This is a genomic window from Vibrio scophthalmi LMG 19158, assembly GCF_000222585.1.
Taxonomy (GTDB): Bacteria; Pseudomonadota; Gammaproteobacteria; order Enterobacterales; family Vibrionaceae; genus Vibrio; species Vibrio scophthalmi.
In genome coordinates, this window is record NZ_AFWE01000073.1 from 59385 (window position 1) to 73252 (window position 13868).

Annotated in this window: 14 protein-coding genes and 1 riboswitch; of the genes, 10 read left to right on the top strand and 4 right to left on the bottom strand. The window is 44.6% G+C overall.

Going from position 1 to position 13868, the window contains the following annotated elements; all coding sequences use genetic code 11:
• Positions 1-38: 38 nt before the first annotated feature.
• Positions 39-818, top strand: coding sequence for a TSUP family transporter (locus RH88_RS05640; protein WP_005594088.1), 780 nt, complete (start codon positions 39-41; stop codon positions 816-818).
• On the opposite strand, the gene RH88_RS05645 is transcribed toward RH88_RS05640, so the two are convergent.
• The 3 genes from RH88_RS05645 to grcA all read right to left on the bottom strand — a co-directional run bounded on the left by RH88_RS05645 (position 748) and on the right by grcA (position 4050).
• The gene (locus RH88_RS05645) at positions 748-1614 is read right to left on the bottom strand and encodes a LysR family transcriptional regulator (protein WP_005594089.1); all 867 of its coding nucleotides are present in this window, start codon (positions 1612-1614) and stop codon (positions 748-750) included. The two genes, RH88_RS05640 and RH88_RS05645, sit on opposite strands and share 71 nt — an antisense overlap.
• 128 nt (positions 1615-1742) lie before the next feature.
• Positions 1743-3200: an N-acetylglucosamine-binding protein GbpA gene (gene gbpA / locus RH88_RS05650; protein ID WP_005594090.1), complete on the bottom strand. Its 1458-nt coding sequence runs from the start codon at positions 3198-3200 to the stop codon at positions 1743-1745.
• An 88-nt stretch (positions 3201-3288) separates the two neighbouring features.
• Positions 3289-3376, bottom strand: a riboswitch (cyclic di-GMP riboswitch).
• Positions 3377-3672: 296 nt separating this feature from the next.
• Entirely contained in the window at positions 3673-4050 is a 378-nt protein-coding gene (gene grcA / locus RH88_RS05655; protein ID WP_005594091.1) for an autonomous glycyl radical cofactor GrcA, read from the bottom strand.
• Positions 4051-4386: 336 nt separating this feature from the next.
• Here grcA and nfo point away from each other — a divergent pair, with 336 nt between their 5' ends.
• From nfo to RH88_RS05670, 3 genes are all read left to right on the top strand, one after another.
• Positions 4387-5253, top strand: a complete 867-nt coding sequence (gene nfo / locus RH88_RS05660) for a deoxyribonuclease IV (RefSeq protein WP_005594093.1) — start codon at positions 4387-4389, stop codon at positions 5251-5253.
• Positions 5254-5340: 87 nt separating this feature from the next.
• Positions 5341-6024, top strand: a complete 684-nt coding sequence (ung, locus tag RH88_RS05665) for a uracil-DNA glycosylase (RefSeq protein ID WP_005594095.1) — start codon at positions 5341-5343, stop codon at positions 6022-6024.
• 178 nt (positions 6025-6202) lie between these two features.
• Positions 6203-6754, top strand: coding sequence for a hemerythrin domain-containing protein (locus tag RH88_RS05670; protein WP_005594096.1), 552 nt, complete (start codon positions 6203-6205; stop codon positions 6752-6754).
• 54 nt (positions 6755-6808) lie between these two features.
• Here the strand turns inward: RH88_RS05670 and RH88_RS05675 are convergent, their stop codons facing one another.
• Positions 6809-6991 carry a DUF3545 family protein gene (locus RH88_RS05675; protein WP_005594097.1) on the bottom strand — a complete coding sequence of 61 codons (183 nt, stop codon included), beginning with the start codon at positions 6989-6991 and terminating at the stop codon, positions 6809-6811.
• Positions 6992-7682: 691 nt separating this feature from the next.
• Here RH88_RS05675 and RH88_RS05680 point away from each other — a divergent pair.
• From RH88_RS05680 to deoC, 6 genes are all read left to right on the top strand, one after another.
• The gene (locus RH88_RS05680; protein ID WP_005594100.1) at positions 7683-9116 is read left to right on the top strand and encodes an alanine/glycine:cation symporter family protein; all 1434 of its coding nucleotides are present in this window, start codon (positions 7683-7685) and stop codon (positions 9114-9116) included.
• Between the two features lie 107 nt (positions 9117-9223).
• A complete protein-coding gene (gene yaaA, locus RH88_RS05685; RefSeq protein WP_005594102.1) occupies positions 9224-9997 on the top strand; it encodes a peroxide stress protein YaaA in 774 nt (257 codons plus the stop codon).
• A gap of 12 nt (positions 9998-10009) precedes the next feature.
• The gene (locus tag RH88_RS23545; protein WP_005594104.1) at positions 10010-10162 is read left to right on the top strand and encodes a DUF5363 family protein; all 153 of its coding nucleotides are present in this window, start codon (positions 10010-10012) and stop codon (positions 10160-10162) included.
• The gene (locus tag RH88_RS05690; RefSeq protein WP_005594106.1) at positions 10162-10935 is read left to right on the top strand and encodes a TatD family hydrolase; all 774 of its coding nucleotides are present in this window, start codon (positions 10162-10164) and stop codon (positions 10933-10935) included. Before RH88_RS23545 ends, RH88_RS05690 begins: the two co-directional genes overlap by 1 nt.
• Positions 10936-11139: 204 nt before the next feature.
• Complete coding sequence (locus RH88_RS05695) at positions 11140-12444, top strand: NupC/NupG family nucleoside CNT transporter (protein ID WP_005594108.1); 1305 nt, start codon at positions 11140-11142, stop codon at positions 12442-12444.
• A 525-nt stretch (positions 12445-12969) separates the two neighbouring features.
• The gene (deoC, locus tag RH88_RS05700) at positions 12970-13746 is read left to right on the top strand and encodes a deoxyribose-phosphate aldolase (RefSeq protein ID WP_005594109.1); all 777 of its coding nucleotides are present in this window, start codon (positions 12970-12972) and stop codon (positions 13744-13746) included.
• Positions 13747-13868: the final 122 nt, after the last annotated feature.

Below are 13868 nucleotides of genomic sequence, written 5' to 3' on the forward strand. Positions count from 1 at the left end.
TAACTTAACCCTATTGGATTTACTACCGTGACGAACAAATGGAACTTTCATTCGAAATACTCACACTGCTGTTTTTGGTGGCAAGCTTGGCTGGCTTTATTGATGCGATGGCTGGTGGTGGTGGTTTATTAACACTTCCTGCATTGCTTGCGGCGGGTGTTCCGCCAACTCAAGCGCTGGCGACCAATAAACTGCAAAGCTCATTTGGCAGCTTTTCTGCTACTTGGTATTTTGTCCGTAATGGCATTGTCAGCATTAAAGAGATGCGACTGGCGATTGCGTGTACCTTTATTGGTTCAGCAGTTGGTGCAGAATCGGTGCAGCATATTGATGCTGGGGTGTTGACCAGTTTGATCCCACTATTGCTGGTGGCCATTTCTCTCTACTTCTTATTAATGCCAAAAACTCGCGAGCAGCAAGGTAAAGCAAAAATTTCTGAGGCAATGTTTGCTTTTTGTGTTGGTGGCGGTGTTGGTTTTTATGATGGTTTTTTTGGCCCAGGAACCGGTTCAATTTTTACTGTTTGTTTTGTCGCGTTAGGGCATTTTTCGCTGGTGGATGCGACGGCGCGTACTAAGGTGTTGAACTTTACCTCGAATATTGCGGCGTTATTGTTCTTCATTCTCGCGGGTTTGCCGGTATGGGAGCTAGGCTTAGTGATGGCCGTGGGTGGTTTTCTCGGCGCTCAACTTGGCGCGCGAGTGGTGGTGACTAAAGGTCAAAAATGGATAAGACCTTTAGTGATCATTATGTCGATGTTGATGGCAGGAAAGTTACTTTGGCAACAGCATCACCAATGGTTGCTATCAATGTTTTAATGCGGCTATTACGATAGGACGCCGGACGCACACAGATGTGAATGGGGCGTGAAAGCGGTTGCAGTGAGGAAAAATAGTGGCACTGTTTTTCCTCAATATTGAGTGTTTTTATCACCGATAACGGCACTAGTGCCGGGGCAATACCTGCCAGTGCTAACCTTGCGGCCGCCACGTAAGAGTCCATCTGCATGATGGGCAACATATTGAGTTGGCTTAGAATCGCTTGTTGGTATGAGTTGGCTGGGTTGGAGAGATCATTGGTGATGATTGTCTCTGGCAGCTTACTGATTGGGCGATTAAAGACAATGTAGAAGGGTTCATCAAAGAGATGAAAAGCCATCAGTTGGTGGTGTGTGGGGAGGTTACCAGCACAAATCCCAAGGTGTGCTTTTCCGGATTGAACATGCTCAATAATTCTTGGCGTATGATTGGTCGTGATGCTTAGGTAAGGATCATGAGTAAAATACTCGCCTAATATTTCCGCTAAGTAACCGGCAACCAGAGTTTCAGAACAGTCCAGCTTTAAAGGGCTGTTCTCAATGATGTTTTGCTGTTCATAAATAAGCCCACGTAACTCATTAAAAGTGGGACCGATACTCTCAATAAGATTGAGCGCTTCACGTGTTAGCTGCACGTTTCTGCCGTCGGGAACAATCAGCTTCTTGCCCAGTTTCTTTTCTAAGTTAGCAATGCGTTTACTCACTGCCGATTGGCTAATGTAGAGCAAGCTACCCGTGCGACTCATGGTTTTAGCTTTGCTTAACGTCAGAAGTGTTTCAATACCTTCAAGCAACATAGAGTGACTTATGAAAAATCGGAATGAATACCTCACTGTAGCGCAACGCCATTGGCAACGCACATAAAAACGGCACTTAATAAAGAGCCGTTACTGTTTCTTCTTTAAAAATTGTGATCGCTAGGAACTTAGTTCACTTTATCCCATGCCATTGTCCAGTGAGAACCGGTTGCTGGTTGGTATTGGGTTGCGTTTTCAGTCCACTGTGAGCAGTAGCCTGAGTATGGGAAAGGTTTACATTGATAAACTTGACCATCGCTCGCTAACACTTTTGTGCCAGCAGTGTAGTTATCAAGGCCGTTAGGGAAGACAAAATCATAGTCACCCGCTGGTGGTGTTACCTCAGCTACAAGATGGAAATCTAACGTTTCTTGATTGATCAAGTTGCCAGCCTGATCTTTGATTCGGCTGATCAGCATATGGTGGCCCGCTTGAGATTTAGCCAGCGTGAGATCGACCGCTTTAGATTCACCATCTACCAGTTCGCCACTCCAACTCGCCAGCGCTTCACGGCCATGATTATAAACCGTTAACTCCGCGTGCAGATCACCGCTAGCATTTAGCGTCAATGCCAGTTCAGTCGGTTGTTCTGTGACAGTATATTCAGATTGTAAGCCTGCAATGTTAAGTGCGTAATCGGGAACAACCGTGTCAATCTCATAGCCAATTTCTACACGAGTGAGTTGGCTATCGTTTTGTAAATAGATCGGATTGGTACCGTAAACAGGGGTGAAAGTGCCTTGTTGTAGTTGGCCTGCTTTGATCGCTGTTTGCTCTTGGTTTACCTTGCTTGCTAGAGCATAAGACCAATTTTTAGCTTGAGTTAGGGCAGGGCTATCGATCGCTAATTCAGTACGATAAGCTTGGTTTTCACCAGCGTGATCAAATACGCGGGTAAAGACGCGATCGCCGATATTAAGATCGATAGTTGGTGAAATCTGGCCAGCTTGATTCCATTCTGGAAGCACAGGGCCTTGACCATCAAATTGCACATCAATCACATTGTAGAATGCTGCGGCAGTATCGCCCACATCCCAAACTGCAAGAATGACATGGTAGCCCTTACGCTCAGGGATGTTACACGCATGGCTAACTTGCTTTGGCGGTTGCACCATATTGCCTTCGATGACACAGAACGGATTCAGATCAAACGACGCTCGTGATAGTTGCGCATTTGGATTCCAATCCGCTTTAGTGATGTAGTATTTCCAATCGCGAGTGACGTGGTTGGCAGTAAAGGTCCACTCAAAGTTTTGCTGTCCAGCCGTGATTGGGCGCTTAACCCAACGATCCGCAGTTTGTTCATCTAATGCTGTGGCCAGTGCTGATTGTGCACTGGCAATTTTGCCATCAGCGGGGCCAGCTTCAGGGAAGCCTTCAGGGCCTTCCACACTTTGTGGTTCATATTGAATGGCACCACAGTTGCTGTTTTTCTCATTAGTATCAGAGGTTGGGAATTTACATAGCGCAACACGGCTTGCTGCGATGCCATCATTGAACGCAGAGATGTAGCCATGTGCGGCGACTTGCCCACTTAGAGCGGTAAGAGCGAGTGCCAATAAGGTTTTATTTGGACGTGATTTCATCACATGTTCCTTTTTAGGTTGACAAAAAATTGCCACACCTCGGCATGTGAAAAGGGCGATAAACCCTCAACACTTGATTGAGCGATCAAGTGGCGGCTCCGCTATCGTGGATAAATTTTATCGTTAGACCGGAAGCTTTGCGTCCCATTTTTTCAAATGGTTTGCCGACAGTGTGTTTGTACCAATCAAAACAAGTCTTTGCTTGTTCTACTTGTTATGAGCTGGAGAAATTTAGCTTAGAAAGTGAAAAGAGTGCGACAGAATCCAACACGAGATGGAATCAACATCTCCTTTGGTATTGCCTCTTTTTGTTTTTCTTTCTTTTGCGCTACCGGGATAGATTCTTTAGGCTTCTATTTGCGGTATTTTTTGAGATGTTTCGTCTGTTTTAGATGGCGAAGAAAAGAAAAGCAGGCCAAGGCCTGCTTTTCAAATGCGTGTCTAAATTTACCTTCGTCAGAGACGAGCTAAATTATAGAGATTCAGTGAACGTACGTGCGATAACGTCGCGTTGCTGCTCAGTCGTTAGAGAGTTGAAACGTACAGCGTAGCCCGATACACGGATGGTTAGCTGTGGGTAGTTCTCTGGGTGAGCAACGGCGTCTTCAAGAGTTTCGCGACGTAGAACGTTAACGTTTAGGTGTTGACCACCTTCAATGCGTGGTGCAGTTTCGATTGCCACTTCACGGCTTTCGTATTCGCCTAGATCGTTAATAGCAATAACTTGGTCAGCTTGGTAGCCAGCAGATGCCGCAACACAACGTGCTTCGTTCTTTTCGCTGTCTAGTAGCCAGATAGAGTTTAGTAGATCGTCGTTAGCTGCTTTAGTAATCTGAATACCTTGAATCATTACTGTCTCCTAATCCACATTTTCTGTGGTGTTATTGGTGTTAATTTTCAATATTTTTGTTGAGCTAAGTATTATATAGCTAATATCCATTATAATAATATTGATTTAGGTCAAAAAACAACTAAAAACCTTATTTTTTTGAAGGTGATTTTATTGCGTTAAATCAATAAAAGTCTTTAAAAACTGCAAATTACAATTTATTTTATAATATAAAAAATAGTTACAACGGTCATTTTGTTGTAATTTTACTACAAAATGACCGTTTTTAAGTCAACTATGCGGACTAACTACTTGTTAGGTGGTGGTCAAACTGAAAGAGTAAAGTGATTAAATAACATGAACAAAAATTTCGGAACTAAGTATATCGGTGCGCATGTTTCTGCCGCTGGTGGGGTTGATCAAGCGCCGATGCGAGCACGTGAAATTGGCGCCAATGCTTTTGCGCTTTTCACTAAAAATCAGCGTCAATGGGTAGCAAAACCGCTTGAAGCCAAAACCATTAGCGCTTTTAAAGCTAACTGTAAAATGCTGGGCTTTAGCGCCGAGCACATTTTGCCTCATGACTCTTACTTGATTAACTTAGGTGCGCCAGAAGAAGAGAAATTAGAAAAATCGCGCGCCGCTTTTATTGATGAAATGGAACGATGTCATCAATTGGGGTTAACGCTGCTCAATTTTCATCCCGGCAGTCACCTTAACAAGATCTCTGAAGCTGAGTGTTTGGCGAAAATCGCTCATTCAATAAACTTAGCGCACCAAGCTGTACCAGATGTGATAGCCGTAATCGAAAATACTGCAGGGCAAGGCTCAAACCTTGGTTGGCGTTTTGAACATCTCGCGGCGATCATCGATCAAGTAGAAGATAAATCTCGTGTTGGCGTATGCCTTGATACCTGCCATACCTTTGCAGCAGGTTATGATCTCTCTAGCCATGAAGCGTGTGAAGTAACGTTTGCCGAGTTTGATCAAGTAGTGGGCATGCATTACTTGCGTGCAATGCACATTAATGATTCCAAATCGACATTGGGTAGCAAGGTTGATCGACACCATGCGCTGGGTAAAGGAGCCATTGGTTGGGACTGTTTTGAGTACATAGCTAAAGATAGCCGGTTTGATGCGATCCCTCTCATTCTTGAAACCATAGAACCAGAGCTGTGGCCCTTGGAAATCAAGCAGTTGCGTGAGTGGCATAGCCAAGCGTAATTTCATGCCCATCGCCGATCATCTTGTTGATTCGTTTTTGCATGTTTTTTTGCGACAATAGCGGTATCTATATAGAGGACAATCATAATGGCTAAGTTATTGACTTGGGATGATGTGATCGGCGACGAGCAGCAGCAACCTTATTTTCAGCAAACGCTGAGTTATGTCGCTGAGCAGCGCGCAGAGGGTAAGGTGGTTTTTCCTCCTGAAGCCGATGTTTTTAACGCCTTTGATGCTACGCCATTTGCCGACGTAAAAGTGGTTGTTTTAGGCCAAGATCCTTACCACGGACCAGATCAAGCACATGGCTTATGCTTCTCGGTTCTACCAGGAGTAAAAACACCGCCTTCTTTAGTCAATATGTACAAAGAGCTCGCGCAAGATGTGGAGGGGTTTACTATTCCACAGCATGGCTATTTGCAATCTTGGGCTGAACAAGGGGTGCTATTACTCAATACTGTGTTAACGGTTGAGCAGGGTAAAGCGCACTCTCATGCAAAAACAACTGGATGGGAAACCTATACCGATAAAGTGATTGCAGCACTTGACCAATATGGCAGTGGCATTGTGTTTCTACTCTGGGGAGCGCATGCGCAGAAAAAAGGACGCTTTATTGATCGCTCAAAGCACCATGTACTAGAAGCTCCCCACCCATCACCGCTGTCGGCTCACCGTGGTTTCTTTGGTTGCCATCACTTTTCTTTGGCTAACCAGCACTTAACCGCACAAGGCTTGAAGCCGATTGATTGGATACTGCCTGAGCGGGTTTAACTGAGTTAGCTCAACGACTCAACGAATATTACGAGAGAAGCCTGATGGGCTTCTCTTTATTTTTCAATTACTCGTATTGATTTTAGTTACTAATCTGGTCTTTTTTTGAACAGCCTCTAAACCTTTATTGGCGTTTTCTTATACACTTACAAAGATTATGTGTTTAAGGAGAAACGCTATGATGATTGAACAAATCAGGCGTGAACATGGCTATATGGTGCGTCTACTCGCTATCCTTGCCAATAAAGTGGAATTGCTAAAGCAAGAACAGCCAGTCAATTACAGCTTGATTAAAGAGGTGGTCGATTACTTGTCTGAATATTCAGAGAAATATCATCATCCGAAAGAGGATATTCTTTATCACTATTACCGTGAACATTACGGTGCGCATGATGATATGGACAACTTAGAATTTGAGCACAAGTTGTTGGAATGTAAAACGCATGCGTTTATGAATATTGTCGAGATGATCTTGCAAGATGCTGTGGTACCGCATCATCTGTTTATTGAGCAATTGGAAGCGTTCATGAATGCGCAGAAGTCACACTTAGAGCTGGAAGAGAAAAATATTTTGCCGATGATTTGTGACCGATTTAGTGTCGAAGATTGGCAACACGTGGAAACGCTCTATAGTGGTACAGATGACGATCCTGTCTTTGGGGATACGATTGCTGAGCAATATGCGCAACTGGCGAAACGCGTGCGCGCGACAGATAAAGAGTGTATTTAACGTTTATCATACGAGCGGTAAAATAAAGAGGCGCCTTGGCGCCTCCTTTATTGACTAAAATTCTAAATTTTCCAACTTATCTAATCCGATATCCATATCAAGCAGCTCTTTTTCTAAGCGACGACGATCTTGAATTGCCTCTATTTCTCGCCATTTACGTTTAACAGGTTTTGATTTTGCTGAGCGACCTCGTGAAAAGTCCATCTCCATCATCTCATCAAAGTTCAAGCCATCCATATGCCACCTCTGTTGTACGTTGTTATTGGTTAGATTAAATACCATTGAGATTGAAGGGTATCTATGATTGATTTCTCATTTGTTGCGATCCAATGAAATTTTTATGGCTTTTTGTGCTCGATGTACCTTTTTAGAAGAGCGTGCTGTATAAAAAACGTTCAGTTGTCAGTGTGAAAACGATTAATTTTAGCTATTTTTGATGTTAACTGGCTGTTTTAAGTTGGCGCTAAAATGCTAATCAACCTTGCTCTTGCCCCCTCATCCGATAGGTAACATACAAAATGGGGGGTAAATCACACAAATTTGCTGGTAAAACCAGTAGAGACAAGGTGTTAGCCTACTTTTATCGGATGGCGTTTTTATTGCTATTGATAGATTTGGCTTGTTGTTAATAGTTGATGTTGTTGTGCTGATTTTGTGGTTGATTTGTTCTTTTTTGTGTTAACTATTAGTGAGTTTATAGTGAAAAATAACATTGTAATGCGTGTGTTTGCATATTGATTTTTGCTATTCTTCACTGCATTATCCGCCCGTCAAAAATTACGTCGGTACGTGAAACGGAAGCATGAAGCGAGTTTTACAGATCTCAGCTGCCAAAAATAAAACATACACTACCAAGAATTGACACTTGGTGACGCAGCTAGATGGATGGCAAGGATGCAAAATCGACGAAACTCACTATGAGGATGTTATGACAGACTTAATTAATTTAATGAATGACCTGCTTTGGGGGTCGATTCTTGTTTATCTTTTGGTCGGCGTGGGCGTCTACTTTACTATCCGTCTAGGATTCATTCAGTTCCGCCATTTTGGCCATATGTTCTCAGTGTTGAAGAACAGTCGTAAAGCAGACAAAGCTGGTATTTCTTCTTTCCAAGCTCTTTGTACCAGTCTCGCTGCACGTGTCGGTACCGGTAACATGGCCGGTGTTGCTGTAGCACTAACCGCTGGTGGCCCTGGCGCTATCTTCTGGATGTGGTTGATTGCCATGCTGGGTATGGCAACTTCATTTGCCGAAAGTACACTCGCACAGCTTTACAAAACCAAAGATGATGATGGCAACTACCGTGGTGGCCCTGCTTACTACATGGAAAAAGGGTTGGGCATGCGCTGGATGGGCATCCTGTTCTCTATTTTCCTGATTATCGCTTTTGGTCTGGTTTTCAACGCGGTTCAAGCGAACTCGATTGCCAACGCAATGCACAATGCATTTGGTTGGGATGATCAGTACGTGGGTGTTGTCGTGGTTGCGCTATCGGCGATTGTAATTTTTGGTGGTATCAAGCGTATTGCACGCGTGGCAGAGTTGGTTGTGCCAATCATGGCAACAGCTTATTTAGCGCTTGCACTGTTTGTGATGATCGCCAATATCGAAAAATTGCCAGCAATCCTAACCTTGATTGTGAAGAGTGCTTTTGGCCTGCAAGAAGCCGCTGCTGGTGGTGTGGGTTATGCGATTGCTCAAGCGATGATTAACGGTGTGAAACGCGGCCTATTCTCAAACGAAGCGGGTATGGGTTCTGCGCCAAACGCGGCTGCTTCTGCAACACCATATCCACCACACCCTGCTTCGCAAGGTTATGTGCAAATGTTGGGTGTTTTTGTCGATACGATTGTGATCTGTTCGGCGACAGTATCGATCATCTTGATGTCAGGTGAGTTTGTACCAGGTGGTCAAGTGACGGGTATCGAACTGACTCAAGCTGCGTTGAGCTCTCAAGTGGGCAATTGGGGTAGCATTTTTGTTGCGGTGGCGATTTTCTTCTTCGCTTTCACCTCTATCATTGCGAACTACTCGTATGCTGAAACGAACTTAATCTTCTTAGAGCATAATCATAAAGCGGGTCTTGGCCTGTTCCGTATTATTGTTCTTGGTATGGTGATGTTTGGCGCGCTAGCTTCACTGCCAGTGGTATGGGCATTAGCTGATGTCTCCATGGGTCTAATGGCGATTGTGAACTTGGTCGCGATCATCTTACTTTCTGGTACGGTGATTAAGCTGGCGAAAGACTACAACCGTCAGTTAAAAGAAGGCAAATTGCCGACGTTTGATGCCAATGAGTACCCAGAGCTGAAATCTCAGCTTGAAGAAGGCATCTGGTATACCGACGAGAAGAAAAAATAGTCGTTGCCAATAGATAGAAACGATTAAATCGATACATAAAGCCATGCAGACATTGCATGGCTTTTTTTGTACTCTAATCATCTGATGATAAATGGAAGAGTAAAGTCATGCTGATAGTTGTATCCCCTGCGAAGACCTTGGATTATGAGTCGCCATTGGCGACAGAAAAGTTCACTCAACCGGAGTTGGTTGAGTATTCTAAGCAGCTGATTGACGTGTGTCGCCAGTTGACGCCTGCTGATGTGGCGAGTTTGATGAAGGTCAGCGACAAAATTGCTGATTTGAATGTTGGTCGCTTCCAAGAGTGGAGTGAGACGTTTACGCCGCAGAACGCCCGTCAGGCGATCTTAGCCTTTAAAGGTGACGTCTATACCGGTTTAGACGCTGAAACGCTGTCAGAGGACGATTTCGACTATGCACAGCAGCATCTGCGCATGTTGTCTGGCTTATATGGCCTGCTCAAGCCGCTCGACCTTATGCAACCCTACCGTCTTGAGATGGGCACTAAGTTAGCCAATACAAACGGAAGTAACTTGTATCAGTTCTGGGGCAACGTGATCACCGATAAGTTGAACCAAGCGATCAGCGAACAAGGCGACAATGTACTGATCAATCTAGCATCGAATGAGTACTTTAAAGCGGTGAAACCAAAAGCACTCGATGCGCAGGTGATTACGCCGATCTTCAAAGATTGCAAAAATGGTCAGTACAAGGTGATCAGTTTCTATGCGAAAAAAGCACGTGGCATGATGGCGCGCTATATTATTGAGAATCGCATCTCAAGCGTCGCTGATTTGACCCAGTTTGATGTGGCGGGCTATTACTTTGTCGAAGAAGAGTCGACCCCGACAGATCTCGTGTTTAAACGCGAAGAGCAGTAAAAGGAACGGCTTATGTGGGCTTGGTTTACACGTTGGTTAAAAAAATACGATCAATGGTGTCAGTCGATGGGGCTAACCCCAGAGCAAAAACGCAGTTGCGTTGCTTATCGTGCAGAACCAACTTTGCAAGAGCAACCCAAACCCTCTTCTAAGGCGCAGCAGTGATGCGCCTTTTTGATACCCACTGTCATTTGGATTTTGCACCATTTGCAGCGAATATTGAACAACAGCTACAAAGTGCTCAGCAAGTTGGAGTTGAGCGTGTGCTACTGCCTGCTACTGGGCCTGAAAACTGGTCACGCTTAGCCTCACTAAGTAAGCAGTTTCCGGCACTCTATTATGCGTTGGGTTTCCATCCTTATTTTCTTACTCAGCAGTCTCTCAATGATGTGGTGCTTTTAGACGTTCAAATGACTGAGCGCGTCTCGCGCTGTGTTGCGATTGGTGAGTGTGGTTTAGATGCGATGGTTGATGTCCCTATGGCACAGCAGGAAGCCATTTTTATTGCTCAAATTGAGTTGGCCAAACAGCATCGTTTGCCACTTATTCTCCATGGGCGAAAAACGCACAATCGGCTGATTCAATTGCTTAAACAAGCGCGCTTTGAATATGGTGGCATACTGCATGGGTTTTCGGGCAGTTATCAGCAAGCAATGCAATTTATCGATTTAGGTTTCTATCTCGGCATTGGTGGCGTGATCACTTACCCGCGTGCAAATAAAACTCGTCAAGCCGTCGCGCAATTACCTCTTTCTGCTTTAGTGTTGGAGACGGATGCCCCAGATATGCCGTTAATGGGTTATCAAGGTGAGCCCAATCATCCCAAACGTTTGCCTCTGGTTTTACAGCATTTGGCACAATTGCAGAATAAAGATAGGCAAACGGTTGCTGATAACGTTTGGCGTAATAGCAATTTGGCCCTAAATATTTGTGAATAAATTCTAAAATGTTTGTACGCTTTGTGAATTTGAAGAGTGATTTTATTGATCGTGATCACATTTGTGATTGAACAATGCGTGAATCGTATCAGAAAGTGTGAAGGGCACATTACTTTATCATAGGTGGGATGAGTATAATTGCCCCGCTTTTTGAGCTCCATTTTGTAACACGCCAACAAATAACTTATAAGGAAGTCATAAACTATGAGCCTGTTTATGAGCCTAGTCGGTATGGTAGTGCTTCTTGCTATTGCATTTGCATTTTCATCTAACCGCAAAGCTATCAATTTTAGAACTGTGGGTGGCGCTTTCGCTATCCAATTTATCCTTGGTGCATTCGTTTTATACGTACCATGGGGCCGTGATCTATTAAACGGTTTTTCACAAGGGGTTTCTAACGTTATCAACTATGGTAACGCAGGTACCGACTTCCTATTCGGCGGTCTTGTTTCTGGCAAGATGTTCGAACTATTCGGTGGCGGCGGTTTCATCTTCGCATTCCGCGTACTTCCAACGCTAATTTTCTTCTCTGCACTGATTTCGGTTCTTTACTACATCGGCGTTATGCAGTGGGTTATCCGCATTCTTGGTGGCGCACTACAAAAAGCGCTTGGCACTTCTCGTGCGGAATCAATGTCTGCAGCAGCTAACATTTTCGTAGGTCAAACTGAAGCACCACTAGTGGTTCGTCCGTTTGTACCTAAGATGACACAATCTGAGCTATTTGCAGTAATGTGTGGTGGTCTTGCATCCGTTGCTGGTGGTGTACTAGCAGGTTACGCGCAAATGGGTGTGCCACTAGAGTACCTAGTAGCAGCATCATTCATGGCAGCACCTGGTGGTCTACTGTTCGCTAAGATTCTGTACCCAGAAGTTGATAAGCCTCAAGAAGACATCCAAGAAGCAATGGATGGCGGCGACGACAAACCTGCAAACGTGATTGACGCAGCAGCAGGCGGCGCAGCAGCAGGTCTACAACTAGCGCTAAACGTTGGTGCAATGCTAATCGCATTCGTAGGTCTAATCGCGCTAATCAACGGTATGCTTGGTGGCATCGGTGGTTGGTTCGGTATGCCTGAACTGACCCTAGAACTGATTCTAGGTTACGCGTTCTCTCCACTAGCATTCCTAATCGGTGTGCCAATGGACGAAGCAATCTTTGCTGGTTCATTCATCGGTCAAAAACTGGTTGTGAACGAATTCGTTGCTTACCTAAACTTCACTCCATACATTCCTCACCTTGTTGATGGTGTATTGGTTGCTGATGCGGTAGTTCCTGCGACTGGCGAAATCATGTCGCCGAAGACAATGGCTATCATCTCATTTGCACTTTGTGGTTTCGCGAACCTTTCATCTATCGCGATTCTACTAGGTGGCCTAGGTTCTCTAGCACCAAGCCGTCGCAGCGACATCGCACGTATGGGTGTTAAAGCGGTACTTGCGGGTACGCTATCTAACCTAATGGCAGCAACAATTGCAGGTTTCTGTCTAACACTATCAAGCATGTAATAAGCGCTCGATAATATAGACGTCACTTGACACGATGCCCTGTAGCAAGAGATTGCTGCGGGGTATTTTTTTGCTTGAATGTTCGTGGCCATGTTTTGCTGTGCTTTTCACTTCGGATATGCACGAAAGTTCGAGCTAACTTTTTTGAGATACAAACCGTTTGCGTTCTTTTTGTTACTACAGTTTTGCGGTGAATGTCGATAATGTAGAGCCATCAATGCAATTTGGGTTGGAATGGATTCGACTCAGCAATGAATTTTAACTGGTTAGCAAATCAATGCTCTCCAGAGGTATATAGCGCAAGCGTTTTTGCGCACTATATGATATTAAAGACACCGCAATCATAGATTGTTGTGCCATAGGCCAAACTGGTACTGTGCGGTGACAAGGATAGCAATTGGGGCAGATTCGCTATTTGCCACGAGTCTTCAAGGAACCAAGTCCGTTCATCAATAACTGCGTTCTCAACCTATACTATTTAAGGCCAGAAGCAGTCACATTTTTGAATACTTATCGGAGATAGAAATGAGCGATTTAAAAGCAGCAGCGTTACGTGCACTTCAACTAATGGATCTAACGACGCTAAATGATGACGACACAGATGCAAAAGTAATTTCACTTTGTCATGACGCAAAAACAGCCGTTGGCAATACTGCTGCGATCTGTATCTACCCTCGCTTTATTCCTATTGCTAAGAAGACACTTCGCGAACAAGGTACACCAAATGTACGTATCGCAACGGTAACTAACTTCCCTCACGGTAACGACGATATCGAGATTGCTGTTGCGGAAACCAAAGCAGCCGTTGCCTACGGTGCGGATGAAGTTGACGTTGTATTCCCATACCGTGCTCTTATTGCGGGTAATGCGGAAGTGGGCGCTGAGCTAGTTAAGCAATGTAAAGCAGCGTGTGGCGATATCCTTCTTAAAGTGATCATCGAAACGGGTGAGCTAAAAGAAGAAGCGCTAATCAAGCAAGCTTCGCAAATCTGTATCGAAGCGGGCGCTGACTTCATCAAAACCTCAACAGGTAAAGTGCCAGTAAACGCGACGCCGGAATACGCACGTATGATGCTAGAAGTGATTCGTGATATGGGTGTTGCTGAGACCGTTGGTTTCAAACCTGCGGGCGGCGTACGTACTGCTGAAGATGCAGCGGCATACTTAGCAATGGCTGATGAAATCCTAGGTGATAACTGGGTTGATGCTCGCCACTACCGTTTTGGTGCATCAAGCCTACTAACAAGCCTTCTTAATACATTAGAAGTGACAGACGAGACTGCTGACCCAGCAGCGTACTAATCTCTTCGTCATATTTGAAGCTGCAGCGTTGTTTGCTGCATAAATTCGCTCTAATCACATAGTTATCTATGCTCATAGAGCGAATTTACTGGCTGCCTAGCTGCCGCTCCAACTATTTAGAA

Excerpts from the sequence above, each read along its gene's own strand:
- RH88_RS05670 (WP_005594096.1), top strand. The coding sequence starts at position 6,203 with ATGATGATTGAACAAATCAGGCGTGAACATGGCTATATGGTGCGTCTA.
- gbpA (WP_005594090.1), bottom strand. The coding sequence starts at position 3,200 with ATGAAATCACGTCCAAATAAAACCTTATTGGCACTCGCTCTTACCGCT.
- RH88_RS05640 (WP_005594088.1), top strand. The coding sequence starts at position 39 with ATGGAACTTTCATTCGAAATACTCACACTGCTGTTTTTGGTGGCAAGC.
- nfo (WP_005594093.1), top strand. The coding sequence starts at position 4,387 with ATGAACAAAAATTTCGGAACTAAGTATATCGGTGCGCATGTTTCTGCC.
- RH88_RS05695 (WP_005594108.1), top strand. The coding sequence starts at position 11,140 with ATGAGCCTGTTTATGAGCCTAGTCGGTATGGTAGTGCTTCTTGCTATT.
- grcA (WP_005594091.1), bottom strand. The coding sequence starts at position 4,050 with ATGATTCAAGGTATTCAGATTACTAAAGCAGCTAACGACGATCTACTA.
- RH88_RS05675 (WP_005594097.1), bottom strand. The coding sequence starts at position 6,991 with ATGGATGGCTTGAACTTTGATGAGATGATGGAGATGGACTTTTCACGA.
- RH88_RS05645 (WP_005594089.1), bottom strand. The coding sequence starts at position 1,614 with ATGTTGCTTGAAGGTATTGAAACACTTCTGACGTTAAGCAAAGCTAAA.
- RH88_RS05690 (WP_005594106.1), top strand. The coding sequence starts at position 10,162 with ATGCGCCTTTTTGATACCCACTGTCATTTGGATTTTGCACCATTTGCA.
- RH88_RS05680 (WP_005594100.1), top strand. The coding sequence starts at position 7,683 with ATGACAGACTTAATTAATTTAATGAATGACCTGCTTTGGGGGTCGATT.
- yaaA (WP_005594102.1), top strand. The coding sequence starts at position 9,224 with ATGCTGATAGTTGTATCCCCTGCGAAGACCTTGGATTATGAGTCGCCA.
- RH88_RS23545 (WP_005594104.1), top strand. The coding sequence starts at position 10,010 with ATGTGGGCTTGGTTTACACGTTGGTTAAAAAAATACGATCAATGGTGT.
- ung (WP_005594095.1), top strand. The coding sequence starts at position 5,341 with ATGGCTAAGTTATTGACTTGGGATGATGTGATCGGCGACGAGCAGCAG.
- deoC (WP_005594109.1), top strand. The coding sequence starts at position 12,970 with ATGAGCGATTTAAAAGCAGCAGCGTTACGTGCACTTCAACTAATGGAT.